21 protein-coding genes are annotated in these 24703 nt (G+C 71.6%); 13 read left to right on the top strand and 8 right to left on the bottom strand.

Going from position 1 to position 24703, the window contains the following annotated elements:
- The first annotated feature begins 187 nt into the window (after positions 1-187).
- The 6 genes from P2424_RS12695 to P2424_RS12670 all read left to right on the top strand — a co-directional run bounded on the left by P2424_RS12695 (position 188) and on the right by P2424_RS12670 (position 8433).
- The gene (locus P2424_RS12695) at positions 188-853 is read left to right on the top strand and encodes a TetR/AcrR family transcriptional regulator (protein WP_276475864.1); all 666 of its coding nucleotides are present in this window, start codon (positions 188-190) and stop codon (positions 851-853) included.
- A 236-nt stretch (positions 854-1089) separates the two neighbouring features.
- Positions 1090-2646 (top strand): MFS transporter, encoded by a 1557-nt coding sequence (locus tag P2424_RS12690; protein ID WP_276475863.1) that lies wholly within the window; start codon positions 1090-1092, stop codon positions 2644-2646.
- Between the two features lie 563 nt (positions 2647-3209).
- A complete protein-coding gene (locus P2424_RS12685; protein WP_019359557.1) occupies positions 3210-4226 on the top strand; it encodes a sigma-70 family RNA polymerase sigma factor in 1017 nt (338 codons plus the stop codon).
- Between the two features lie 290 nt (positions 4227-4516).
- Entirely contained in the window at positions 4517-5278 is a 762-nt protein-coding gene (locus P2424_RS12680; RefSeq protein ID WP_276475862.1) for a DeoR/GlpR family DNA-binding transcription regulator, read from the top strand.
- Positions 5279-5323: 45 nt separating this feature from the next.
- Positions 5324-6292, top strand: coding sequence for a 1-phosphofructokinase (gene pfkB, locus P2424_RS12675; RefSeq protein WP_276475861.1), 969 nt, complete (start codon positions 5324-5326; stop codon positions 6290-6292).
- The gene (locus P2424_RS12670) at positions 6289-8433 is read left to right on the top strand and encodes a fructose-specific PTS transporter subunit EIIC (protein ID WP_276475860.1); all 2145 of its coding nucleotides are present in this window, start codon (positions 6289-6291) and stop codon (positions 8431-8433) included. Before pfkB ends, P2424_RS12670 begins: the two co-directional genes overlap by 4 nt.
- 161 nt (positions 8434-8594) lie before the next feature.
- On the opposite strand, the gene P2424_RS12665 is transcribed toward P2424_RS12670, so the two are convergent.
- Positions 8595-9746, bottom strand: coding sequence for a P1 family peptidase (locus tag P2424_RS12665; protein ID WP_276475859.1), 1152 nt, complete (start codon positions 9744-9746; stop codon positions 8595-8597).
- 47 nt (positions 9747-9793) lie between these two features.
- On the opposite strand from P2424_RS12665, the gene P2424_RS12660 reads away from it, so the two are divergent.
- Positions 9794-9988 (top strand): hypothetical protein, encoded by a 195-nt coding sequence (locus P2424_RS12660; RefSeq protein WP_276475858.1) that lies wholly within the window; start codon positions 9794-9796, stop codon positions 9986-9988.
- A gap of 166 nt (positions 9989-10154) precedes the next feature.
- On the opposite strand, the gene mscL is transcribed toward P2424_RS12660, so the two are convergent.
- From mscL to P2424_RS12630, 6 genes are all read right to left on the bottom strand, one after another.
- Positions 10155-10727, bottom strand: a complete 573-nt coding sequence (gene mscL, locus P2424_RS12655; protein WP_276475857.1) for a large conductance mechanosensitive channel protein MscL — start codon at positions 10725-10727, stop codon at positions 10155-10157.
- 171 nt (positions 10728-10898) lie between these two features.
- Entirely contained in the window at positions 10899-11042 is a 144-nt protein-coding gene (locus P2424_RS12650) for a hypothetical protein (RefSeq protein WP_276475856.1), read from the bottom strand.
- A 589-nt stretch (positions 11043-11631) separates the two neighbouring features.
- Positions 11632-12468: an S-methyl-5'-thioadenosine phosphorylase gene (locus tag P2424_RS12645; protein WP_276475855.1), complete on the bottom strand. Its 837-nt coding sequence runs from the start codon at positions 12466-12468 to the stop codon at positions 11632-11634.
- Positions 12469-12625: 157 nt separating this feature from the next.
- Complete coding sequence (locus P2424_RS12640; protein WP_276475854.1) at positions 12626-12991, bottom strand: FmdB family zinc ribbon protein; 366 nt, start codon at positions 12989-12991, stop codon at positions 12626-12628.
- Between the two features lie 67 nt (positions 12992-13058).
- Positions 13059-14330, bottom strand: coding sequence for an MFS transporter (locus P2424_RS12635; RefSeq protein ID WP_276478948.1), 1272 nt, complete (start codon positions 14328-14330; stop codon positions 13059-13061).
- A gap of 581 nt (positions 14331-14911) precedes the next feature.
- Positions 14912-16462: a potassium/proton antiporter gene (locus P2424_RS12630; protein ID WP_276475853.1), complete on the bottom strand. Its 1551-nt coding sequence runs from the start codon at positions 16460-16462 to the stop codon at positions 14912-14914.
- A 337-nt stretch (positions 16463-16799) separates the two neighbouring features.
- Between P2424_RS12630 and P2424_RS12625 the strand changes: the two genes are divergently transcribed.
- Positions 16800-19628 (top strand): penicillin acylase family protein, encoded by a 2829-nt coding sequence (locus P2424_RS12625; RefSeq protein WP_276475852.1) that lies wholly within the window; start codon positions 16800-16802, stop codon positions 19626-19628.
- Between the two features lie 160 nt (positions 19629-19788).
- Here the strand turns inward: P2424_RS12625 and P2424_RS12620 are convergent, their stop codons facing one another.
- The gene (locus P2424_RS12620; RefSeq protein ID WP_276475851.1) at positions 19789-20403 is read right to left on the bottom strand and encodes a 5-formyltetrahydrofolate cyclo-ligase; all 615 of its coding nucleotides are present in this window, start codon (positions 20401-20403) and stop codon (positions 19789-19791) included.
- 106 nt (positions 20404-20509) lie between these two features.
- Here P2424_RS12620 and galU point away from each other — a divergent pair, with 106 nt between their 5' ends.
- From galU to P2424_RS12595, 5 genes are all read left to right on the top strand, one after another.
- A complete protein-coding gene (gene galU, locus P2424_RS12615) occupies positions 20510-21412 on the top strand; it encodes a UTP--glucose-1-phosphate uridylyltransferase GalU (RefSeq protein WP_276475850.1) in 903 nt (300 codons plus the stop codon).
- 2 nt (positions 21413-21414) lie between these two features.
- A complete protein-coding gene (glp, locus tag P2424_RS12610; protein WP_276475849.1) occupies positions 21415-22758 on the top strand; it encodes a gephyrin-like molybdotransferase Glp in 1344 nt (447 codons plus the stop codon).
- 77 nt (positions 22759-22835) lie between these two features.
- On the top strand, positions 22836-23351 hold the full coding sequence (gene moaC / locus P2424_RS12605) for a cyclic pyranopterin monophosphate synthase MoaC (protein ID WP_276475848.1): 516 nt from the start codon (positions 22836-22838) through the stop codon (positions 23349-23351).
- Positions 23348-24010 carry a MogA/MoaB family molybdenum cofactor biosynthesis protein gene (locus P2424_RS12600; protein WP_276475847.1) on the top strand — a complete coding sequence of 221 codons (663 nt, stop codon included), beginning with the start codon at positions 23348-23350 and terminating at the stop codon, positions 24008-24010. Before moaC ends, P2424_RS12600 begins: the two co-directional genes overlap by 4 nt.
- Complete coding sequence (locus P2424_RS12595) at positions 24007-24636, top strand: GNAT family protein (protein ID WP_276478947.1); 630 nt, start codon at positions 24007-24009, stop codon at positions 24634-24636. The genes P2424_RS12600 and P2424_RS12595 overlap by 4 nt, the downstream gene beginning before the upstream one ends.
- Positions 24637-24703: the final 67 nt, after the last annotated feature.

The following is a 24703-nucleotide window of genomic DNA, read 5'->3' as shown; positions in this document are numbered from 1 at the left end:
GCACCATCTCCAGTGCCACCAAAGCACTGCTGTCATGCCGACCCTGGTACGACGCACAGCACCACGCCCGCACGTCACACTCATCGGCGGCAACACGCCGACCGAAATCCACAACCGCACGCGATCCCATGTCCAGTAGCAACCGAGACCAGACGTAGCAGCCCCCGAGGGAGCGAAGGAGTCACAGATGGGCAGCGCCACCGATGCCACCGAGCACGTCACTGTCGCCTGCGCGGCTCCCAAGGGCCGAGCCGACGCGGCGCGCAACCGCGAGCGCATCCTCACCGCGGCCCGTGAGGCATTCGTCGTCCACGGGGCGGACGCCTCCCTCGATGAAATCGCTCGCACTGCCGGGGTCGGAAATGCGACCCTCTACCGGCACTTCCCCGACCGGGACTCGCTCGTGCACGGCGTCATGCATGCCGTGACCGAGCGGATCGCGGTACGGGCGGAAAAGGCGCTCGCCGAGGAGGAGGATTCCTTCGAGGCGCTGCGTCGCTTCGTCTTCGCCGCGGTGGAAGAGCGCATCGGTGCGCTCTGCCCCATGCTCTCGGGCCGCTTCGACCCCACGGAGCCGCAGTCACTGGCTGCTCGCACCCGGGTCGAACAACTGACCCAGGAGCTCATCCGGCGGGCCCAGCAGGCGGGCGAGGTGCGCACCGACATCGACGTCGGCGACGTGATGGTCGCGCTCAGCCAGCTCTCCCGGCCGCTGCCGGGCGTCGGCTGCCAGCGCATCGAACGCTTCGTCGAACGCCATGTGCAGCTCTTCCTCGACGGGCTGCGCGCCCCCGCCAAGTCCCGACTACCCGGCCACGCCGCGACTCTGGAGGAACTGCGACAGGACCACTGAACTCCGTAGCCGCAGCGCCGAGCGGTTGCCGCACCGCTCACTCTTCCTCCTCTGGCGAGTCCACACCTCCAGCACTCCCCGTACTCCCGACACCTGGGGAGGTACGAGCGCGGGGGGCTCGTACCTCCCCGCGGCGCATCTCCCGCACCAGACGAGAGCCCAGCTGAGAGCTCAGTTCAGCAGCCTCTCCCCGACGTCCCATTTTTCGTACTCCGCACCGTGAGGTAGGCACATCCATGCCACAAACGCCATCTCCGGCCGATGCGCAGGCCGGGCTCGACCCCCGGCGATGGAAGGCGCTGGCCTTCATCGCCATCGCGCAGCTCATGGTCGTCCTCGACGCGACCATCGTGAACATCGCGCTTCCCTCCGCCCAGGTCGACCTGGGCATATCCGACGCGAACCGGCAGTGGGTCATCACCGCCTACGCCCTCGCCTTCGGCGGACTGCTGCTCTTCGGCGGCCGAATCGCCGACATGTGGGGCCGCAAACGCGCCTTCGTGACCGGACTCATCGGCTTCGCGCTCGCGTCCGCCCTCGGCGGAGCCGCGACCGGAGAGGCCATGATGCTGTCGGCGCGTGCTCTGCAGGGCGCGTTCGGCGCACTGCTGGCACCGGCTGCGCTGTCTCTGCTGGCGGTGATGTTCACCGACGGCAAGGAGCGCGCCAAGGCGTTCGGCATCTACGGCGCCATCGCCGGTGGCGGCGGCGCGATCGGGCTGATCCTCGGCGGTGTACTGACCGAGTACCTGGACTGGCGCTGGACCTTCTACGTCAACGTCCCGTTCGCGGCCATCGCCGCCCTCGGCGCGATCAGCGTCATCCATGAGCCGTCCGGGACCCGGAACCGGTCCGCACTCGACATCCCCGGCGTGGTCCTCTCCACGCTCGGCCTCGTCTCGCTCGTGTACGGATTCACCCGTGCGGAGACGGACGGCTGGAGCGAGGGCGGCACCATCGGCATGTTCATCGCCGCCGTCGTGCTGCTGGCCGCGTTCGCGCTGGTCGAGTCGCGGCTCCGGGCGCCGCTGCTGCCGCTGCGCGTGGTCACCGACCGCAACCGTGGCGGGGTCTACCTGTCGCTCGGCCTGGCGGTCATCGCCATGTTCGGCCTCTTCCTGTTCCTGACGTACTACCTGCAGGTGGTCAAGGACTACTCCCCGGTGCGCACCGGTGTGGCCTTCCTGCCGATGGTGGCCGGCATGATCACCGGCTCCACCCAGATCGGGGCGCGGCTGATGACCCGCGTACCGGCCCGCCTGCTGATGGCACCGGGCTTCCTGACCGCGGCGGTGGGCATGCTCCTGCTGACCCAGCTGGAGGTCGACAGCTCCTACCCGGCACTGATCCTCCCGGCCGAGGTGCTGCTGGGCCTCGGTCTCGGTACGGCGTTCATGCCCGCGATGTCGCTGGCCACGCACGGTGTACGGCCGAGCGACGCCGGTGTCGCCTCCGCGATGGTCAACACCTCGCAGCAGGTGGGCGGCGCCATCGGTACGGCGCTGCTGAACACCATCGCGGCGAGCGCCACCACCTCGTACGTCACCGCGCACGTCGCCGAGGCCACCACCAAGCCCGCCCAGCAGATGCTCAAGCTGGAGGCCATGGTGCACGGCTACACCTCGGCGATCTGGTGGGCGGTGGGCATCCTTCTCGTCTCCGCCACGATCGTCACGGTCTTCGTGAACGCGCGGGGCGGAGGCAACCCGGCCCCCGGAAAGACGCTCGACGGCGAGGCAGGCAGTGACCGTCCGGGCGACGAGCCGGAGCCGGTGCTGGCGGCCATGCACTGACGAAAGCCCCCCGCCGGTCACGGTGCCGGCCACTGGGCTACCACGGCCCCCGTGTCTCCGATGGGACACGGGGGCCGCTCTCGTGTTCCGGCCGCTCCTCCCCGGGGGCCCGGCGGCTGTCCGGGCTGCCCCGGGCGGCAGAGCCCCTGAGCGACCGCTCGTATCGCCGGCTGCCGTCCGGGGCGGACCCGCGGAGGCCGTCGCCCGGATGCCGCAGGTGTGCCGTGGGTGGCAGCGGGCAGGGGCACGCAACCAACACGGAACATCAGCCGTCTACACGGGTGAAGGGCGTCGACGACGACGCCCTTCAGGTAGCCGCGGAACGGGTTCGGGAGACCGTCAGGAGCAGCTCCATACCGCTCCGACCAGCGCCTGAGTGCGCTCAGTCACCGTGCTGTCCGCACGGGTAGCGGCGCAGTTTACTGCATGATCCGAAAAATGTTGCGCAGGTTGGGAATTTAGTCCGGATTCCAGCCGTTGACATCTACGCAAGGCGGGCACCCGTGAAGTGTCCGAAGTCAGCCACCAGGCCAAAGTTTCAGATCACTCGCAAGGGAGCACGCATGGCAACCCGTGCCGTCGCCCGTCGTCAGGAGAACACGACCGGTGTCTCCGACACGGCAAGCAGTGTTCGCACCGCTGGCAGCGAAGTCGCGGACCGCGACCTGGTCGGCATGTATCTCGACGAGATCGCTCGCACCCCGCTGCTGGACGCCGCCAAGGAAGTCGATCTGTCCCTCGCGATAGAGGCGGGTGTCTACGCCCAGCGCATTCTGGACGGACTCGAGAAGCCGGTCTCCAGCGACTCGGCCAGTGCCACCTCGAGCCGTGAAGACCTGGAGGCCATCGTCGCCGAGGGCGAACGGGCCAAGGACGTCTTCATCCGTTCCAACCTGCGCCTCGTGGTGGCTGTGGCCCGCCGCTACCCGCGCAGTGGCCTGCCTCTGCTGGACCTGATCCAGGAGGGCAACGCCGGACTCGTGCGCGCGGTGGAGAAGTTCGACTACACCAAGGGCTTCAAGTTCTCCACCTACGCGACATGGTGGATCCGCCAGGCCATCACCCGCTCCATCGCCGACCAGTCCCGTACGATTCGGCTCCCCGTCCACCTCGTGGAGGAACTGGGGCGCATCCGCCGGGTCCAGCGCGAGTTCAACCGCGAACACGGCCGCGACCCGGAGCCGGCGGAGGTGGCCGCTGAACTCAACTCGACGCCCGAGCGCGTCACCGACGTGCTCGACTGGGCGCGCGACCCCGTCAGCCTGAACATGTCCGTCGACGACGAGGGCGAGACCCAGTTCGGCGACCTGCTGGAGGACACCTCGGCCGCCTCCCCCGAGCAGTCCGTACTGACCGTGCTGCGCCGGGAGGAACTGGACGACCTGATCGGCAGGCTCGACGACCGGACGGCCTCCATCATCAAGGCCCGTTACGGCATGGTCGACGGCCGCGAGCGCACCCTGACCGAGGTCGGCAAGCAGCATGGCCTCACGCGCGAGCGCATTCGCCAGATCGAGAAGCATGCCCTCCTGGAACTGAAGAAGATGGCCCATGACACGGGCTTCGACGAGGCGGCGTAGCCCCTCAGACCGACTCTCCGGCCCACCTCCGTCGTCGCCCCCCAGGACGAGCCCCGGTGCCCTCCCCCGAGCACCGGGGCTCTTTGCTGTCCGGCCTTGGCCCCTCTGCCCACCTCTGGCGTCTGTCTCCTTTCCTCTCCCCCGGCCCCCGCCCCGCCCTCCCGCCGCCTCCACCATTCCTGGGTCTGTTCGTGCCCGAGAGCATGCCCGAGTGTGTTTACTTTCTGGTTTCCCGGTCGTAGTCTCGCGGAGAAGTCACACGATCGGGCATGGAATGGACCTGAACCCACATGTACGCACCGGAGCGCCAGCAGGCCATCCTCCGTACCGCCGAAGAACAGGGGCGGGTGGACGTGCTGTCCCTGGCCGCCGAGTTCGACGTCACCGCCGAGACAGTGCGCCGTGACCTCAAGGCCCTGGACCGTGCCGGACTCGTACGACGCGTCCACGGCGGGGCCATCCCCGCAGGCCGCATCGACTTCGAGCCCGACCTGGCCGCTCGCGAGTCGGCGGCCACCGAGGAGAAGGGACGCATCGCGCAGGCCGCCCTCGCGCACCTGCCCAGGAACGGCAGCGTGATACTCGACGCAGGCAGCACCACGGCCCGGCTCGCCTCGGACATGCCCGCCGACGTCTCGCTGACCGTCCTCACCCACGCCCTGCCCACCGCGGCCCGCCTGGCCGACCACGCGGGGATCGAGCTCCACATCGTCGGCGGGAGGGTGCGGCACCGCACCCGGGCCGCTGTCGACGCGTGGGCCCTGCGGACCTACGGCGAGATCAAGGCAGATGTCCTCTTCCTCGCCACCAACGGGTTCTCCGTCGAGGCCGGCCTCACCACCCCCGATCTGGCCGAAGCAGCCGTCAAGCGCACGATGATGGCGGCCGCCCGGCATGTGGTGCTCCTGGCCGACTCCACCAAGGCGGGCGAGGAGTACTTCGCCCGCTTCGGCGACCTCTCGCAGGTCGACCTCCTCATCACCGACACCGGCCTGAGCCCCGACGAGACACGGGCCGTCGAAGACCAGGGCAACCGGGTCCAACGGGTCTGAGCCCTCCCTTCCGCACCGGCACACCGCACCGACCTCTGGACCCCCATGACCGTCCTCACCATCACTCCCAACCCCAGCCTGGACCGCACCTACGAGATCTCCGGGCTCGGCCGCGGCGCCGTACTGCGCGCCGGGTCCGACCGCGTCGATCCGGGCGGCAAGGGCGTCAACGTCTCCCGGGCGGTGGCCGCGGCAGGACATCCCACTGTGGCCGTACTGCCGCTCGGCGGTCCCGAGGGCGCGCTCCTCGCCCAACTTCTCGGCGGGCTCGGCGTCGCCGTGGCCGGGGTGCCGGTGTCCGGCTCCACCCGGGTCAATGTCGCCCTGGCCGAACCGGACGGCACACTGACCAAAGTCAACGCCGCCGGGCCCGACATCGGAGCCGCCGAGTCCCAGGCGCTCCTGGACACGTTGGCGGCCGAGGCCGCCCGCAGCCGCGCCCGCTGGCTGGTGTGCAGTGGCAGCCTTCCCCGCGGCCTCTCCCCCGAGTGGTACGCGGCCGTCGTCAGCCGGGCCCGCGAGAACGGTGTCCAAGTCGCGCTCGACACCTCAGGGCCCGCGCTGGCGGCGGCCCTCTCCGCGCGCCCCGACGTGGTCAAGCCCAACGCCGAGGAACTCGCCGAGGTCGTCGGCCGCACCCTCGTCACCGTCGCGGACGCCGTCAAGGCAGCCGACGAGGTACGGGCGGCGGGCGCGGGAGCGGTCCTGGCCAGCCTCGGCGCCACCGGACAACTCCTCGTGGACAGCACGGGCACCTATTTCGGGACCGCTCCCGTCACCACCGTCCGCAGCGATGTGGGCGCGGGCGACGCCTCGCTGGCGGGCTTCCTGACAGCCGGCGGCGCCCGTGCCCGAGCGCTGGTCTCGGCCGTGGCGCACGGCGCTGCTGCCGTACAGCTTCCCGGCAGCCAGATGCCCGGGCCGGACGACATCCGTCCGGAAGCGGTCACCGTGACCACCGACGTCCCCCTGGACCTCCCCCTTCTCCCCGACGTCAACGGAGCCGTCCGATGAGCCAATTGATCACCGCGGAACTCGTCGATCTCGACCTGTCCGCCGCCACCAAGTCCGATGCCGCCCGCTCGCTCGCGGAGCGGATGGTGTCGCTGGGCCGCGTCACCGACCTCGACGGCTTCCTCGCCGATGTCGAGGCCCGCGAGGCGCAGATGCCGACGGGTCTGGACGGGGGTATCGGCATCCCCCACTGCCGCAGCACCCACGTCAGCGAGCCCACGCTCGCCTTCGGCCGTCCGACGCAACCGATCGACTTCGGCGCTCCGGACGGCCCCGCCGACCTCGTCTTCCTGATCGCGGCGCCCGACGGGGCGGACAGCGAGCATCTGACCATCCTGTCCTCGCTCGCCCGTCGGCTGGCAGACCCCGAGTTCGCCGCCGCCCTCCGCTCCGCAGCGGACCCGGAGCAGGCATCGGCGCTGATACGCGGCGATTCCGCACCGGGCACCCGCGCGGCACACGAGCAGTCCCAGGAGCCGTCGGAGCCCGATCGCGCTGCGGCGCCGAGCGGGCAGGAGCGGCAGCCGCAGCCGGCGGAGCCGCAGAGCGCGGAGCCGACGCACCCCGGGCCGGAGCGCCCCGAGTTGTCGAAGCAGTCGCAGGAGCCCGGGGCGACCGGGACCAGCGGATCCGGAGCCGTGCCGTCCGAGCCCTTCCGGATCGTCGCCGTCACCTCTTGCCCCACCGGTATCGCCCACACCTACATGGCCGCCGAGTCGCTGGAGCGGGCGGCGGAGGAGGACGCGGCCGCCACCGAGCTCACCGTCGAGACGCAGGGGTCGGCCGGATTCCAGCGGGTCGACCCGGAGGTGATCGCCGCGGCGGACGCCGTGATCTTCGCGCACGATGTCGAAGTACGGGAGCGGGAACGCTTCGCGGGCAAGCCCACCGTCGACGTCGGGGTCAAGGCGGCCATCAACCGCCCCGCCGAACTGCTCCAGGAAGCCCGCGACAAGGCCGAACGGGGTGAGCACACAACCCGGCCCACCGCCTCCGCGCCCATGGACGCAGGGGCCGCGCAGGGTGACGGATTCGGCACCCGGCTGCGGACCTGGCTGATGACCGGTGTCAGCTACATGGTCCCGTTCGTCGCCGCCGGCGGGCTGCTGATCGCCCTCTCCTTCGCGCTCGGCGGCTACGAGATCGCCGGGGCCAAGTCCGTCGCCGACCACTTCGTATGGACCGAGGTCCACAGCTGGGCAGCCCTGCTCAACCAGATCGGCGGACTCGCCTTCGGCTTCCTCGTCCCCGTCCTCGCCGGCTACATCGCCTACGGCATGGCCGACCGGCCCGGTCTCGTACCCGGCTTCGTGGGTGGTGCCGTCGCGGTCCAGATCGAGGCGGGCTTCCTGGGCGGCCTGGTGGCGGGGCTGCTCGCGGGTGCCCTCGTGATGGCCGTCCAGCGGGTCGGTGTCCCGGCCGTGCTGCGCGGCATCATGCCCGTCGTCGTCATCCCGCTGCTCTCCTCGGCGGTCGTCGGCGCCCTGATGTTCCTGGTGGTCGGCAAGCCCATCGCCACCGCGCAGCAGGCCATGACCGACTGGCTCGGCGGCCTGACCGGCACCAACGCCGTCCTGCTCGGCCTGCTCATCGGCCTGATGATGTGCTTCGACCTGGGCGGGCCCGTCAACAAGGTCGCCTACACCTTCGCCACCGGCGGTATCGCCAGCGCCGACCCCGGCAACGGCAGCCTGATGGTGATGGCCGCCGCCATGGCAGCCGGAATGGTGCCGCCCCTGGGCATGGCCCTCGCCACGACCGTCCGCGGCAGCCTCTTCACCAGGACCGAGCGGGAGAACGGCAAGGCCGCCTGGGTGCTCGGTGCTTCCTTCATCAGCGAGGGGGCGATTCCGTTCGCGGCCGCCGACCCGCTGCGGGTGATTCCGGCCTCCATGGCGGGCGGAGCCGTCACCGGGGCCCTCTCCATGGGCTTCGGGAGTACGTTGCGGGCGCCGCACGGCGGCATCTTCGTCGTGCCGCTGATCGGCTCCCCGCTGCTCTACCTCGTCGCCATCGCGGCCGGAACCCTGGTCACGGCCGGGGCGACGCTCCTCCTCAAGGGCGCGCGCAAGCAGACCCCGGAGGTAGGGAACAGCCCGGCCCAGGACAGCACGGAGCCGCGGGTTCCGGCAGGCGTCTGACCGGAGCCGGCCCAGCGGCCCGTCCGCCCCGTCCGACGGCCGCTCGGGCCCCTCCCACCCCGGAACAGGTTCCCGGCCCGCCGCCCGGCGGGCCGGACCGGCCGGTACTGCCGTCCGCCGCAGGCGGCGCGTCCCGGCTGCCCGGGACCGCGCGAGCCCTGTCAGCGTCCGGTGTCGCGCTCCTCGTCCTCCGCGGGGGATGCGGCCCCGTCCGCTCCGGAGAGCGCGGGACCGTAGAGATCGCTGTAGGACGGAAAGACACCGCCCGGCCCATCGACCCCTTCCGCTGCCCGCACCGCCTTGACCACGGCCCGGACCACCACGTCGGCACCCGCCGCCAGCACCTCGTTGAACTCGCCGGTCCCCAGCTCGCGTGCCCCGGTGGCAAGGGCGAAGACCGTGTCGCCGTCGTGCATGAGGTGTACCGGGCGCACCGCTCTGGCCAGGCCGTCGTGGGCACTTCCGGCCAGCCGCTGTGCCTGAGCGCGGGTGAGCGCCGTGTCCGTACCCAGTACCACGAGCGTGGTGTTCAGGGCGGGCCGCAGTGTCCCCGCGACGCGTCGCTCGGTCTCCTCCTTCGCCTCGGAGCGCAGCAGCTCGGCCTCGGTGTGCTCGTCCTCGGAGGGGATGTGCGGCAGACCGTCGGCCAGTTCGCCGTAGAGCACGCCCGTGGCCGGGTCCGTCGCCGACCCCGCCGCGTTCAGCACCACCAGCGCGCCGACCACCGCTCCGGAGGCCAGCCGGGTGCTCGCCGTGCCGGTGCCGCCCTTGAGGCCGCCGACGACGGCCCCCGTCCCGGCACCGACACTGCCCTCCGTCACCGGTGCGCCCTGCGGTGTCGCCGCGGCCGCTTCCACCGCCTCGCGGCCCAGCTCCGCATCCGGCCGGGCTGTCCAGCGGCCCCCGCGCCCCAAGTCGAAGATGACCGCCGCCGGGACCACCGGCACGACCTGCGAGGGGTCGGCTCCCACCCGCACACCCCGGCCCTGCTCCTCCAGCCAGCTCATCACACCCGTGGCGGCGTCCAGGCCGAACGCACTGCCGCCGCTGAGGACGACGGCGTGGATGCGCTCCACCAGGTTCCGCGGGTCCAGTGCGTCCGTCTCGCGGGTCCCCGGGGCCCCGCCCCGGCAGTCGACTCCCGCGACGGCGCCCTCGTGCGGGGCCAGCACCACGGTCGTCCCGGTGAGCCAGCCACCTCCGGAGCGCTGGGCGTGGCCCACGCGCAAGCCGGGCACGTCGGTCAGCGCGTCCCGGGTGCGGTTCGGCTGCTCCTGCGCGGGGCGCGGCTCCTGGCCGCCGTGAGTGTCCATGGGGCATCCATACCAGCAGCCACGTGCGACGGCCGTACGCTTGAGCCATGAGCGTCGACCCGCAGCCCTCCGACCGGCCCGGCACCCCGCGTGAAGCGGCGGCCTCGCTGGTCTTCGACGACCCGCTGACCCGCCCGTCCGCCGACGACACCGACCGCGGTTGGGGCGAGGGCGGCGGGCCCGCAGGAGCCAGCGGCGACCTCGCGCGCTTCCTGGACGAGAAGCCGCCCCACCACCTCTGAGTCCGCTCCGCCACCCCCCAGGGGCGCCGACGCGTCATCGCGGCTCGTGGAACACCGCGCTCCCGCGCCGGGCAGCCGCCACCCTCCGGACAGCGGCCGTCCTGCGGACGACAGGGCGTCCCGCTGTCCATCCAGCGGCGCGGCGTCGTTTGCGCGGCCTCCGGCGCTACTTCCGGGTGTCGGCGTCGCCGTCGCGCTGCGGTCCCACCGGGCCGGCCGAAGCGGTGACCGCGCCGGTGGACGCAGGGCTCTCCGGGGAGTCGCTGCCCCCCGCGCGCTGGGCGAGCAGGGCATCGCGGATCTCGGTGAGCAGCTCGACCTCGGTCCTGACCGCCTCCGCCGGAGCGGTCTCCTCCGGGGCGGCCTTGGCCGCCCGGCGCTCGTTGAACCTGTTCATCGGCAGGATCATGAGGAAGTAGACGACCGCCGCCGTGATCAGGAAGGTCAGCGTTGCGCTGAGCACCGGGCCCCAGTGGATCGGGATGCCCGCGGTCACCTCGCCCGTCGGGCTGACCTCGCAGGGGCCCTTCAGGCAGGAGCGGTACTTGTCCAGGTCCTTGGTTCCGATGGCGCCGACCAGGGGGTTGAGGAAGCCGTTGACGACGGCGTCGACGATCTTGCTGAAGGCCGCTCCGATGACCACGGCAACGGCCAGTTCGACCACGTTGCCGCGCATCAGGAACTCCCTGAAGCCGGTCAGGACGCCCTTCTTCTCGGGTGCGGGTGCGTCGTTGCTCAACGGACTTCCTCTTCCAGAACCAGAGACCGATACTGACTGCGAGCGGGAGTCCGAGGGCGCACGGGACCGGCAGCGCCCGCGGACGGGACCGGCTGCTCGCCTGCCCTCGCACCCGCGGGTTCATGCACGACCGGAGCCGGAGCCTCCGTAGCAGCGGGGACGGCGGACGGCTCAGCACAGGGTCACCGCCAACCGGGAGGTCGCCGCGGCGCCCGCGAGCGCCGCCGCTGTCCGCCGGGGAACGACGACGACGATCAGCGCGCCCTCGGCTCCCTCGCCCGCGACAGTCTCCCGGTACTCGGGCACCTGAGCCACTCGGACGTGTGTGGCCACGACGCGGGCGGAAGCGCTCTTGGATGTGCTCGCGAGCACATCGATCCGGTCACCGGGACTCAGCAGCCGGACTGTCGCCGCGTCGGCGATCCGTACAGGGGCCGAGACGGGGGCTTCCCGCCTCTGCTCGCCTGCGTCCGTCCGCTCGGCGCTCCGCCGGTTCGCTGCCGGGCCGGAGCCCGGGGAACCGCTCCCGTCCTGCGCCGGCGGACCGCTGCCCGTCGCGGTGAGGGCGAGAGCCGCTGCGCCGGCGGCCAGTGCGGCCGGGAGAAACCGGCGTCGCCCCCGCCTGCCGGGGCGGGGCAGGCGAGCGCCGCGTCCGGCCCGGACGGGTGGGAAGTCGGGTACCGGTGCGCGCAGGCAGGTACGAAGGGGGAGATCCTCCGGAAGGGGCTTCCGGGATCCGGGCACGACGCTCACCACCAGCCAGCACGGGGAGAAGAGCCGCCTGTTCACGGCCTTCGGTGACCACCGTGGACGCTGGGCCGGAATCCCGCTGACGGGCCGGGAGAACTGTGGATGACCGAGCAGTTGTGGACAATTCCGTCCCCCGGGAGGGGGACGAAGCCGGTCAGGGGAGCGTGATGCCGGGGTCCATCCCGCCCAACGCCGAGCCGCACTCGCACTTGCGCTCGTCGGCGGCGGGCAGTTCGCTCACCGCGTCGAAAAGCACCGTGCGCAGCCGGTCGATGTTCTCGGCGAAGACCTGCAGCACCTCCTCGTGCGAGACGCCGTCCCCGGCCTCTGCACCTGCGTCCAGGTCTGTGACCAGGGCCAGCGAGGAGTAGCACAGCTCCAGCTCGCGGGCCAGGATCGCCTCCGGATGCCCGGTCATCCCCACGACGGACCAGCCCTGGGCCGCGTGCCACCGGGACTCGGCGCGGGTGGAGAAGCGCGGCCCCTCGACCACGCACAGCGTGCCTCCGTCCACCGCCTGCCAGTTGCGGGCGCGGGCCGCCCGCAACCCGGCCTGGCGGCCCGCCTCGCAGTAGGGGTCGGCGAAAGCGACGTGGACGACCCGGGGAACGCTGCCGTCGGGGAGTTCCTGGCCGTCGAAGAAGGTCTGCTGCCGGGACTTGGTGCGGTCCACCAACTGGTCCGGGACCACGAGGGTGCCGGGGCCGAACTCCGGCTGCAGGCCGCCCACCGCGCAGGGCGCGATGATCTGGCGTACGCCCACCGAGCGCAGCGCCCAGAGGTTGGCGCGGTAGTTGATCCGGTTCGGGGGCAGATGGTGGCCGCGGCCGTGGCGCGGGAGGAAGGCCACCCGGCGGCCGCCGGTCTCTCCCAGGAAGAGTGAATCGCTCGGCGGCCCGTAGGGCGTCTCGACGGTGACCTCGGTCACCTCGTCGAGGAAGGAGTAGAAGCCGGAGCCGCCGATGATGCCGATCTCTGCCTGTTCGCTCATGCGGTCACCCTAAGGGCGCACGCCGGGTGCGGGGCAGGGGGCCGGACGCCGGGCAGAGGGGCGGAGCGCGGGAGGCGCGTGCCGTCCGGTACGGGCCCGGCGCGGTCGGCGGAGCCGGCGGATCCGGCCGCGCCGGCGGCCGGTCCGAAGCGGCGGCTCAGGCCGAAGTGGCTGCCTTGCTGCTGCTCTTGCTCTCGCTCTTCCCGGAGGACTTCGTCTCCGAGGAGGACGAGGAGGAGCCGGAGGACGAGGAGTCCGAAGTGGACGAGGAGCTCTTGGTCTCGCCGCTCTTCGCGGTCGAGTCCGAGGAGGAGCTGCCGGAGGCCGAACTGCTGCTCGACGAGGAGCTGCGGCTGTCGTTGCGATAGAAGCCGGAGCCCTTGAAGACGATGCCGACCGCCGAGTAGACCTTCTTGAGGTGGCCCTGGCAGCCGGGGCATTCGGTCAGCGAGTCGTCCGTGAACTTCTGCACCACCTCGAGGCCCTCGCCGCACTCGGTGCACTGGTACTGATAGGTCGGCACGTTCTTCCTCCTGGCACTCTTACTTGTTGAGTGCTAACAACGCTCCATAGTGCAGCATTCCCGCGCGTCAGTCCACCGCGACGGCCGTTCGGTGACCCAGCCCACGTGCCGCGACCCGTCCGTCGTGGGCGGGGCGCAGCGCCTTGCGGAAGGTCAGCAGCACCAGCAGCGCGAGCCCGGTGCCGACCAGCGGGGTGAGGAACCCGGCCCCGGCCCCCGCCTGGTCCGCGAGCTGGCCCGCCACCGTCGAGCCCGTCGCCTGGCCCAGCGCGACCGCCCCGGTCAACCAGGTGAGCGCCTCCGTGCGGGCACCCGCCGGGACGAGCGACTCGATCAGGGTGAAGCAGGTGATCATGCACGGCGCCACACACAGCCCGGTCAGCGTCCCCAGGGCGCCCAGTGCGACGGCCCAGGGGGCGAGCTGCGCGGTCAGCGCCACCAGCGCCGCGGCCGTCACCAGCGCCGGGTAGGCGGTCAGCAGCCGGGTCTGCGGCCCGCGCTTCCACCGGACGGCGCCCACCGCGACGGCGGCCAGCATGTTGCCCGCGGCGAACACGCCGTACATCAGCCCGTTGGCGCCCGGCTGCCCGATCGACTCGGTGAACGCGGTGAGCGAGACCTGCATCCCCCCGAAGACCATGCCGATGCCCAGCAGCGCCGCGACGAGCACCCGCGCGCCCGGCGCCGCCAGTGCGGACGGCCGGCCGTCCGCGCCCCGTCCGCGGGCGGTGCCCGCGCTCTGCCCGGCGGGGCGCCCGGCAGCCGACGGGACCGGCTGCGTACGGCGCTGCGCGGCGAAGACCAGTCCGCCCACCAGCGAGACGGCCGCCTCGGCGGCGAGCCCCGCGGCCGGGTGCACCCCGGTGCACAGCGCGGTGGCCAGCACCGGGCCGACCACGAAGGTGAACTCGTCCGTCACCGACTCGAAGGCGGCGGCTGTCGTCATCAGCGGGGAGTCCTGCAGCCGCGCCGCCCAGCGGGCGCGCACCATCGGGCTGATCTGCGGTGCGGTCGCACCGGCCGGTACGGCTGCCACGAACAGTGCCCACAGGGGTGCGTCCAGGAGGGCGGCGGCGATCAGCGCCCCGACGGTGAGGACGTGCAGGAACGCCTGCGGGGCCAGGACCGCGCCCTGCCCGAACCTGTCGGCGAGCCTGCCGCTCTGCGGCGCCAGTACGGCCATGGCGATGCCGGCGGTCGCCGACACCGCGCCCGCCCGGCCGAAGGATCCGGTGGTGTGCTGGACGAGCAGGACGATGCTGATGGTCAGCATCGCGTAGGGCTGGCGGGCCAGGAAGCCCGGCAGCAGAAAGGACCAGGCTCCCTCGGTCCGCAGCAGTTGCCCGTATCCGGGGCGCCGGGAGGAGCGCTCGGAGTGCCGGTTCCCGGTGTTCTCGTCGGTCCGTGCGGTGTCGGTCTCGGTGGCCGGGGATTCCACGGCCGGGCCTTTCTGCCGCCTGGTAGCGCGCTCAGGGTGACGCGCCGAGAGCTGTCCTCTCGCGCAGGACCGGGGTAGATACCCGGTCCGGTGCAAGGGTGGGCTTCCGGACCGTGGCCGCCGAGCGGTCGCGCCAGCTCTGCATCAGACAGAGTCGGGGTGAATCTTTACCGTCCTGAGGATAGCGGTCGGCGGCGGCTTTCCGTACCACGCGGCACAGCCTCCGGTCGCGCTCGACCACTCGAAGCAGGCCGTCCCGCCCGCGGCACACGGTGCAGGCCGCCCCCGGCCAGGGCCAGGTGACCTACGCCGCACCGGGGCCGTCGACCCGGGACCGGACAGCGCGATCAACCGCACGGGGGCACGGGCGGCGGCGGTGGCCGGCCCGCAGCGGTGCACCGCCGCCGCCCGTTCCGGGGACCGGCACCGCCGCACCGCCCGCGGGGGGCGCGGCCGCGAACGGGTCGGGCCCGGCAGGGCTGTCACCGTCGCACCGCTGTGCTCCCTCCGGAGCCCAGCCATCCGGCGAGCTTGCCGCCGCGGCTGACCGACAGCAGCCTCCGTTCGGCCGCGTCCCGGACCCGGTCGGTCGTGACGACCAGGAGTTCGTCGCCGTGCCGCAGCACCGTGGAGGGCAGGGGGACGAAGCTCTCACCGTCCCGCACCACCAGGGTGACGGCGGCGCCCGGCGGCAGCCGCAGTTCGGTGACCTCCACACCGTGCATCCGGGAGGACGCCGGGATGGCCACGGACAGCAGATGTCCGCGCAGCCGCTCCAGGGGGGCGGACTCGATGTCGAGGTCGGCGGGCTCGTCCTGCTCGTCGAGCCGCAGTTTCCGCGCCAGCCAGGGCAGGGTGGGCCCTTGGAGGACGGTGAAGACGACCACGAGGACGAAGACGATGTTGAAGATGCGCTGGCTGCCCTTGACCTCGGCGACCATCGGGATGGTCGCCAGCACGATGGGCACGGCCCCCCGCAGCCCGGCCCAGGTGAGCAGTGCCTTGTCCTGCCAGGGCAGGCGGAAGCGGTCCAGGCACAGGAAGACGGACAGCGGCCGGGCGACCAGGGTCAGGGCCAGCCCGATCAGTACGGCGGGCCAGAAGTCCTTCCACAGCTGGTGCGGGGTCACCAGCAGCCCGAGCAGGACGAAGAGGCCGATCTGCGCCATCCAGGCCACCCCGTCGGCGAACCCTCGCACGGCGGGCCGGTGCGGCAGTTTGCCGTTGCCCAGGATCAGCGCGGCCACGTAGACGGCCAGGAAGCCGGATCCGTGGGCCATGGCGCCGCCCGCGTATGCCAGGAAGCACAGGGCCAGCACAGCGATGGGGTAGAGGCCGGAGGCCGGCAGTGCCACGTGCCGCATGCCGAGTTCCCCGAGCTTGCCGACGAGCAGCCCCACCACCAGCCCGATGGCGAGCTCGAGGAAGATCTGTCCCAGCAGGAAGTACCAGGCGTGGTGCTCGGAACCGAGCGAGGAGAAGGTGACGACGAGCAGCACGACGGGGGCGTCGTTGAATCCGGACTCGGCTTCCAGGATGCCGGTGAGCCGCTTGGGCAGCGGGACTCTGCGCAGTACGGAGAAGACCGCGGCGGCGTCGGTGGAGGAGACGACGGCGCCCATCAGGAGTGACGCCTGCCAGTCGAGGCCGACCAGGTAGTGCGCGGCCAGGGCGGTGACGGTCACGCTGACGGCCACGCCGAATGTCGAGAGCACGGCGGCCGCGGGCACGGCGGGCCGGATGTCGCGCCACTTCGTACCGAGCCCGCCCTCGGCGAGGATCACCACGAGGGCGGCGTATCCCAGGGTTTGGGTCAGTGCGACGTCGGAGAATCCGAAGCCGATGCCGTCCTGCCCTATGGCGATGCCTATCCCCAGGTAGACCAGCAGGCTGGGCAGCCCGCTGCGGGAGGAGAGCCGGACCGCGACGACGGCGATGAGCAGGACGAGGGCGCTGAAGAGCAGGAGCTGGTTGAGGCTGTGGACGGTCAGGGCACGGGTCCTCTCTGGCCGGGGCTCTCTCCTTGAGTGCACGAGTCGGGTGCTCTGGGCGCGGGGAATCGGCGCCGGGGCGGGGTTCCTTGAGTGGACGAGCGGGTGCGCGTGATGGTTCTGACGGCCTCCTGACGCTTTCCTGACGTGTTCTTAACGCCTCGACCATGGCGGGACCGCTGCTCCAGGACCGTTGTCCGGCAGCGGCTAGTTCGTTTGGGTAGCTAACAATTTACCATTACTTGAATATGCCCCGGTGAGAATCGGCTGAGGGTGACTCGCTGTCCGGGCGCGCCGACGGTCGGCCTATGGTTGCTCCGTATGGACCGGGCCCGTCCGGTCCCCCGTAACGGTCCACCCTGCCCCGCTAAGGACAGCGATGCCCGCCAAGAAGACCTCGCGACGCGCCCGCCTCATCGTGATCGTCGTCGTGCTGCTGCTGGTGGCAGGCGTCGGCGGCGGCGCCTACTGGGGCATCAGCACCGTCCGGGACTCCTTCCCGCAGACCACCGGTTCGCTCAAACTCAAGGGCCTGGCCGCACCGGTGAGCGTCAAACGGGACGGCAGCGGCATCCCGCAGATCTACGCGGACAACGCGAAGGACCTCTTCCTGGCGCAGGGCTACGTCCAGGCTCAGGACCGCTTCTGGGAGATGGACGTACGCCGCCACATGACCTCCGGGCGGCTCTCGGAGATGTTCGGCGACGGCCAGGTGGAGACGGACGCCTTCCTGCGCACTCTGGGCTGGCGCCGGGTGGCCGAGAAGGAGTACAAGCAACTCCCCGAGGAGACCAGGGACTACCTCAAGGCGTACTCCGCCGGGGTCAACGCCTACCTCAAGGACCACAAGGGCTCGGCGCTCTCCGTGGAGTACGCGGCGCTGGACCTGGCGGGCGAGGACTACCAGCCCGCCGACTGGAGCCCGGTCGACTCGGTCGCCTGGCTCAAGGCGATGGCCTGGGACCTGCGGGGCAACATGTCGGACGAGGTCGACCGGGCACTGATGACCAGCCGCCTGGACAAGGACCAGATCGAGGACCTGTACCCGGAGTACCCCATCGAGCGGAACAAGCCGATCGTGGGCCAGGGCTCGGTCGACCCCGCCACCAAGAAGTTCGACCCGAAGGCCGAGGGCGATGAAGCCGGTTCGGGCGCCGGCACCGGCAACGGGTCGGGCACCGGCTCCGGAACCGGCACCGGAGGCACTGAGCAGCCCGCTGCGGGCACGGGGGGCGGCACCGGGACTCCCGGAGCATCCGGGGGTGCAGGCGGCGCCCAGGGAGCCGGTGAGGCGGCTGAGGGTGCCACGACGCAGATGGGTGCCGTGGCCGACAAGCTGGACGAGATCCCCGGGCTGCTCGGGCCGAACGGCAGCGGCATCGGGTCCAACTCCTGGGTGGTGTCCGGCAAGTACACGACCACCGGCAAGCCGCTGCTGGCCAACGACCCGCACCTGGCGCCGCAACTGCCCTCCGTCTGGTACCAGATGGGCCTGCACTGCCGCTCGGTGGACAAGTCCTGCCCCTACGACGTCTCCGGCTTCACCTTCTCCGGCATGCCCGGTGTCGTCATAGGCCACAATCAGCACATCTCCTGGGGCATGACCAATCTCGGCGCCGACGTGACCGACCTCTACCTGGAGAAGGTCCGCGACGGGAAGTACCTCTACGACGGCAAGGAGGTCCCGTACCGCACCCGTGAGGAGACCATCAAGGTCGCCGGCGGCAAGGACCGGACCATCACCGTCCGCGAGACGAACAACGGTCCGATCGTCTCGGACCGCAACAAGGAGCTGCGCAAGGTCGGCGACACGACCCCCGTCGACAATGCGGCGCCCGACCGCGGCGACGGCTACGCGATCTCCCTCCGGTGGACCGCACTGGAGCCCTCCAAGACCATGGACGCGGTCTTCAAGCTCAACCGGGCCGCCGACTTCTCCGACTTCCGCGCGGCGGCCCGCGAGTTCGCCGTCCCCTCGCAGAACCTCATCTACGCCGACACCAAGGGCAACATCGGATACCAGGCCCCCGGCAGCATCCCCGTGCGCGGCAAGGGCGACGGACGCTACCCGGCGCCCGGCTGGGATCCCCGCTACCGCTGGAAGGGGTACATCCCCCAGCGCGCCCTGCCGTGGGAGTACAACCCCGAGCGCGGCTACATCGTGACCGCCAACCAGGCCGTCGTGGACCGTGAGAAGTACCCCTACCTGCTCACCGACGACTGGGGCTACGGAGCGCGCAGCCAGCGGATCGACGACCTCATCCAGTCGAAGATCAAGGACGGCGGGAAGATCTCCATGGACGACATGGAGACGATGCAGATGGACAACAGCAGCGAAATCGCCAAGCTGCTGGTGCCCTACCTGCTGAAGATCGAGGTCCGGGACAAGTACGTGCGGAACGCGCAGAAGCTGCTGGAGGGCTGGGACTACACCCAGGACTCCGATTCGGCGCCCGCCGCCTACTTCAACGCGGTGTGGCGCAACCTCCTCAAGCTGGCCTTCGGCGACAAGCTCCCCAAGGCGCTGCGCGTCAAGGGCGACTGCCTGTACGTCGCGCCCTCCGACGACTCCGGCCCGGTCGACGACCTGAGCGGCAACCAGCGGCTGGTGCGCGAGTGCGGGCAGCGCTCCGCGGACTCCGCGCAGCCCGACGGCGGGGACCGCTGGTTCGAGGTCGTGCGCAAACTGCTCAAGCAGCCGGACAGCGAGTGGTGGAAGACCCGCGACACCTCCACGCGCAAGGGCGACAAGGACCGCGACGACCTGCTGGCGCATGCCATGAAGGACGCGCGATGGGAGCTCACCTCCAAGCTCGGCAAGGACATCGACACCTGGAGCTGGGGCAGGCTGCACCGGCTGATGCTCAAGAACCAGACGATCGGCACCAGCGGCCCCGGATTCATGCAGTGGCTTCTCAACCGCGGCCCCTGGGACCTGGGCGGCGGTGAGGCGGCCGTCAACGCCACCGGCTGGAACGCGGCCGGCGGGTACGACGTGATCTGGGTGCCGTCGATGCGGATGGTCGTCGACATGGGCGACCTGGACAACTCGCGGTGGATCAACCTCACCGGCGCGTCCGGGCACGCCTACAACGCGCACTACACAGACCAGACCGACAAGTGGGCCAAGGGCGAGTTCCTCAACTGGCCCTCCAGCGAGAAGGCGGTCGACAAGGCGACCGAGGACCAGATGGCGCTCACGCCCTGACGTGCGCGCAGCGGTGGCCCGGCGCGCCGGGCCACCGCAGCACGGTCGGCGCGGCAAGTCGGTTCAGAGCGCACGGCGCTGCGCCGTGGTCCGACGGCGCGGGGTCCGCTCGACCCGCCCGGCCCACCCGGAGCGGTCGCTGACCGCGCGGCCGCCCGGTTCAGTCTTCCGCAGTCCCGAAGCGGTGCACGCCGCTCGGGGTCACTGCTGTCGTCACCCGCCGGTCGTGCTCCTCGCCGTCGATACGGTCGACCACCTCGCCGTCGTAGAGCAGTACCGCACACACCGGCTGCGCGCCGCGGGCCGCCAGGCGGGCAAGCACCCTGTCGTAGCATCCCGCACCCCGTCCCAGCCGCAGACCGCCCCGGTCCACGGCCAGCCCCGGCAGCAGGACCGCGTCGGCCTGGGCGACCGCTTCGGGGCCGAGCCGCGGTCCGGAGGGCTCCCGCAGGCCGCGCCCGGCCGCAACGAGCGTCCCGGGTCCCTCGTGGACCGCCCAGTCGAGGTCGTCGTCCTCCCGCAGCACCGGCAGCAGTACGCGCACACCGCGCTCGCGCAGTGCCTCCAGCAGCGGACCGGTCCCCGGCTCGCTGCCCACCGACACGTACGCGGCGACGGTCGCGGCAGTGGAGAGGCCGGGCAGCTCCAGAACGTGCCGGGCCAGTGCATGCGCGGCCGCATCCAGGTCACCGGGGGGCAAGGTCCTCCTCACCCGCAGGACAGCCCGGCGCAACGCGTGCTTACTACCGTCGCCGACAGTCTCCGGCTCGCCCATGGAGCGTCCTTTCCCTTCCGTGCGTGAAACGCAATAAACCCAACAAACGCGATAAACGCCGTGGACGCTTATCTTTCCCATCAAGTGACCGGTTATGGTGCGGGACATGACTCATCCCCGCTCCCGGATCACCAAGGCAGTCATCCCCGCCGCCGGCCTGGGCACGCGCTTCCTGCCTGCGACAAAGGCCACACCCAAGGAGATGCTGCCGGTCGTCGACAAGCCCGCGATCCAGTATGTGGTCGAGGAGGCCGTCACGGCCGGTCTCTCGGACGTGCTCATGGTCACCGGGCGCAACAAGCGCCCCCTGGAGGACCACTTCGACCGGAATTACGAACTGGAACAGGTCCTGCGGGACAAGGGCGACGACGGGAAGCTCGCCCGGGTGCAGGAGTCCAGCGACCTGGCCACCATGCACTACGTCCGCCAGGGTGACCCGCGCGGTCTGGGACACGCCATTCTGTGCGCCGCCCCGCACGTGGGGGACCAGCCCTTCGCCGTCCTGCTCGGCGACGACCTGATCGACCCGCGCGACCCCCTGCTCGCCCGCATGATCGAGGTGCAGGAGGAGCGCGGCGGCAGCGTCGTGGCGCTCATGGAGGTCGACCCCGGCAGCATCCACCTGTACGGTGCCGCGGCGGCCGCCGCCACCTCCGATCCGGACGTGGTGCGGGTCTCGGACCTGGTGGAGAAGCCCGCGGTGCAGGAGGCGCCCAGCAACCTGGCCATCATCGGCCGCTATGTGCTGGACCCGGCCGTCTTCGAGGTGCTCGGCAAGACCGAGCCGGGCAGAGGCGGCGAGATCCAACTCACCGACGCGCTGCAGACCCTCTCCAGCGACGAGTCCGTGGGTGGCCCGGTGCACGGCGTCGTCTTCGGCGGGCGCCGCTACGACACCGGGGACAGGGCGGACTACCTGCGTGCCATTGTCAGGCTTGCGTGCGAACGTGAGGACCTGGGCCCGGAGTTCCGGGAGTGGTTGCGTGGATACGTCACCGAGGAGATGTAGTCGTGAGCAAGACCTGGTCGGTCGAGGAGCACCTGGAGGACATCCTCCGCAGCGTCCGCCCGCTGGACCCCATCGAGCTGAACCTGCTCGACGCGCAGGGCTGCGTCCTGGTCGACGACGTCGTCGTCCCCGCCGCGCTTCCGCCGTTCGACAACAGCTCCATGGACGGCTACGCCGTACGGACCGCCGATGTCCGGGGCGCCAGCGAGGAGTTCCCCGCAGTGCTCAGCGTGGTCGGCGACATCGCCGCCGGGAGCTCCGGACTGCCCGTCGTCGTCTCCGGGGAGGCGGCCCGCATCATGACCGGTGCGCCGCTGCCGCCCGGCGCGGAGGCCGTCGTCCCGGTCGAGTGGACCGACGGCGGCACGGGCGGCGGCCCCGCGGACGCCATGACCGCGCACAGCGCCGCGCCGGAGGGCGCCTCGGGCCAGGTACGCGTGCACCGTCCGGTCGCCGCTCGTCAGCATGTACGGGCCAAGGGCAGCGATGTCGAGGCGGGTACGGTCGCACTCAGGGCCGGCACCGTCCTCGGGCCCGCGCAGGTGGGTCTGCTGGCGGCCGTCGGGCGCGGCTCGGTGGTGGTGCGCCCGCGCCCCCGGGTGGTCGTCCTCTCCACCGGCAGCGAACTCGTCGCACCGGGTGAACCGTTGGGCCCCGGGCAGATCCACGACGCCAACAGCTTCGTGCTGACCGCCGCCGCACGCGCGGCCGGCGCCATCCCCTACCGGGTCGGTGCGGTGGCCGACGACGCCGAGACGCTGCGCGCCACCATCGAGGACCAGCTCATCCGGGCCGACCTCGTCGTCACCAGCGGCGGGGTGAGCGTCGGCGCGTACGACGTCGTCAAGGAGGCGCTCTCCAGGGTGGACGCCTTCCGCGGCGGCGCGGAAGAGGACGGCGCCGACGATCCGGCCCGCGACACGGTGGAGTTCCGCAGGCTGGCGATGCAACCGGGCAAGCCCCAGGGGTTCGGTCTGATCGGGCCCGACCGCACGCCCATCCTCACCCTGCCCGGCAACCCGGTGAGCGCCTATGTCTCCTTCGAGTTGTTCGTCCGTCCGGCGCTGCGACACCTGATGGGCCAGAAGCCCGTCCGGCGCCGCACCACGCGCGCCCGGCTGGCCGGGGACACCGCGCTGACCTCACCGGAGGGGAAGCGGCAGTTCCTCCGCGGCGACCTCACCCCGCCCGCCGACCAGGACGGGGCGGGCACGGTCCGCGCGGTCGGAGGGTCCGGCTCCCACCTGATCGCCGCCCTCGCACACGCCAACGCGTTGATCGACATCCCGGAGCAGACCTCCCGGGTCGCCCCCGGTGACGAAGTGACCGTCGTTCCCCTGGACTGACCACGGCATGACGCGGCAGACCGCGCACCGGCCGCTGCCGGTACCGTGTCCGGGCACAGCACAGGACCGGGAGAACCATGACCAGCCCTCAGCAGCACCTCACCCACGTCGACGCGTCCGGGGCCGCGCGGATGGTCGACGTGTCCGAGAAGGACGTCACCGCGCGCTCCGCCCGTGCCACCGGACGGGTGCTCGTCGCACCGCAGGTGGTCGCACTGCTGCGGGGCGAGGGCGTGCCCAAGGGAGACGCTCTGGCGACCGCCCGCATCGCCGGGATCATGGGCGCCAAGAAGACCCCGGAACTCATCCCCCTGTGCCACCCGCTCGCCGTCTCCGGGGTCGAGGTCGACCTGGCGGTCGCCGACGACGCCGTGGAGATCGCGGCGAGGGTACGGACCACGGACCGCACCGGTGTCGAGATGGAAGCGCTCACAGCGGTCACGGTCGCCGCGCTGACAGTCGTGGACATGGTGAAGGCCGTGGACAAGTCCGCGGTCATCACGGACGTCGGAGTCGAGGAGAAGGCGGGCGGAGCGTCGGGGGACTGGGCGCGGCAGCCGCGCTCCGACGAGACCGGCGAGGAGGGCGCGTGAGCGGGCCCGAGCACCGCGAGACCCCCGGCCGCGGGGCGGAGACCGCCGCCCACCGCGACGCGGACCGGACCGCTCCGCACGGCCTCGTGGGCGAGGCCCCGTCGCACGGCCACCGCGCTTCTCACGACCCCGCTGCGGGTGCTTCCGCCCCTGCGCGGCCGTATCGCGCCCTCGCGGTGACGGCGTCCAACCGTGCTTCGGCGGGCGTCTACGAGGACAAGGGCGGGCCGCTGCTCGTCGCGGCCCTGGAGGCCATGGGATTCGCCGTGGACGGGCCGCGGGTGGTGCCGGACGGCGAGCCCGTCCGCGAGGTGCTCCGGGAGGCGGTGGCGGCGGGCTACGCCGTCGTCCTGACGACCGGGGGCACCGGCATCTCCCCGACCGACCGGACCCCTGAGGTGACGCGTTCCGTCCTGGAGCGTGAGATCCCCGGTATCCCCGAGGCCATCCGTGCCGAGGGGTCGGCGAAGGTTCCCACGGCGGCGCTCTCCCGCGGCGTCGCGGGAGTGGCCGACCGCACCCTCGTCGTCAACCTTCCGGGCTCGACAGGCGGCGTCAAGGACGGGTTGGCCGTTCTGGCCCGGCTGCTGCCGCATGCCGTGGACCAGATCCACGGCGGCGACCACCCCGGCGGGCACAGAGGGGACGGCGCCCGCTGAACGCCCCATGGCCGGTCGAGCTGGCGGACGGTTCCACGACCCTCCGCCCCATAAAGTTGCGCGACCAGCGCGCCTGGCGGGAGGTCAACCAGCGCAACCGGGACTGGCTGCGTCCCTGGGAGGCCACGATCCCGCCCGCGCCGCCCGGCCATCTGCCGCCGCGCCGCCCCACTTTCCGCCAGATGGTGCGGCATCTGCGCACCGAGGCGCAGTCCGGCCGGATGCTGCCGTTCGTGGTGGAGCACGAAGAAAGGCTCGCCGGGCAGTTGACCGTGGCGGGCATCACCTGGGGCTCGATGTGCTCCGGCCATATCGGCTACTGGGTGGACCGCGCGGTGGCGGGGCGGGGCGTCATGCCCACGGCAGTGGCGCTGGCCGTGGACCACTGCTTCCGTACTGTCGGATTGCACCGGGTCGAAGTCTGCATCCGCCCGGAGAACCTCCCCAGCCGCCGCGTGGTGGAAAAGCTCGGCTTCCGGGAGGAAGGAATCCGGCCGCGCTATCTGCACATCGACGGCGCCTGGCGCGACCACCTGGTGTTCGCCCTGACAGTGGAGGAGGTCCCGGAGGGTCTGCTGACCCGCTGGCACCGGTCGAGGCCCGGCCACTCCACCGAAATAAAATAGACGTTCGATTTGTGGGGTCGGTCGGGGAGATGTGTTTCCCGCGCATGCTCGTTCCGGCCATTTCTCG

Source organism: Streptomyces sp. WMMB303 (assembly GCF_029351045.1).
Classification (GTDB): domain Bacteria; phylum Actinomycetota; class Actinomycetes; order Streptomycetales; family Streptomycetaceae; genus Streptomyces.
The sequence above is the reverse complement of the archived record's forward strand: the minus strand, read 5'-3'. Positions and strand labels throughout refer to the sequence as shown.

Excerpts from the sequence above, each read along its gene's own strand:
- P2424_RS12695 (WP_276475864.1), top strand. The coding sequence starts at position 188 with ATGGGCAGCGCCACCGATGCCACCGAGCACGTCACTGTCGCCTGCGCG.
- P2424_RS12690 (WP_276475863.1), top strand. The coding sequence starts at position 1,090 with ATGCCACAAACGCCATCTCCGGCCGATGCGCAGGCCGGGCTCGACCCC.
- P2424_RS12685 (WP_019359557.1), top strand. The coding sequence starts at position 3,210 with ATGGCAACCCGTGCCGTCGCCCGTCGTCAGGAGAACACGACCGGTGTC.
- P2424_RS12680 (WP_276475862.1), top strand. The coding sequence starts at position 4,517 with ATGTACGCACCGGAGCGCCAGCAGGCCATCCTCCGTACCGCCGAAGAA.
- pfkB (WP_276475861.1), top strand. The coding sequence starts at position 5,324 with ATGACCGTCCTCACCATCACTCCCAACCCCAGCCTGGACCGCACCTAC.
- P2424_RS12670 (WP_276475860.1), top strand. The coding sequence starts at position 6,289 with ATGAGCCAATTGATCACCGCGGAACTCGTCGATCTCGACCTGTCCGCC.
- P2424_RS12665 (WP_276475859.1), bottom strand. The coding sequence starts at position 9,746 with ATGGACACTCACGGCGGCCAGGAGCCGCGCCCCGCGCAGGAGCAGCCG.
- P2424_RS12660 (WP_276475858.1), top strand. The coding sequence starts at position 9,794 with ATGAGCGTCGACCCGCAGCCCTCCGACCGGCCCGGCACCCCGCGTGAA.
- P2424_RS12645 (WP_276475855.1), bottom strand. The coding sequence starts at position 12,468 with ATGAGCGAACAGGCAGAGATCGGCATCATCGGCGGCTCCGGCTTCTAC.
- P2424_RS12625 (WP_276475852.1), top strand. The coding sequence starts at position 16,800 with ATGCCCGCCAAGAAGACCTCGCGACGCGCCCGCCTCATCGTGATCGTC.
- P2424_RS12620 (WP_276475851.1), bottom strand. The coding sequence starts at position 20,403 with ATGGGCGAGCCGGAGACTGTCGGCGACGGTAGTAAGCACGCGTTGCGC.
- galU (WP_276475850.1), top strand. The coding sequence starts at position 20,510 with ATGACTCATCCCCGCTCCCGGATCACCAAGGCAGTCATCCCCGCCGCC.
- moaC (WP_276475848.1), top strand. The coding sequence starts at position 22,836 with ATGACCAGCCCTCAGCAGCACCTCACCCACGTCGACGCGTCCGGGGCC.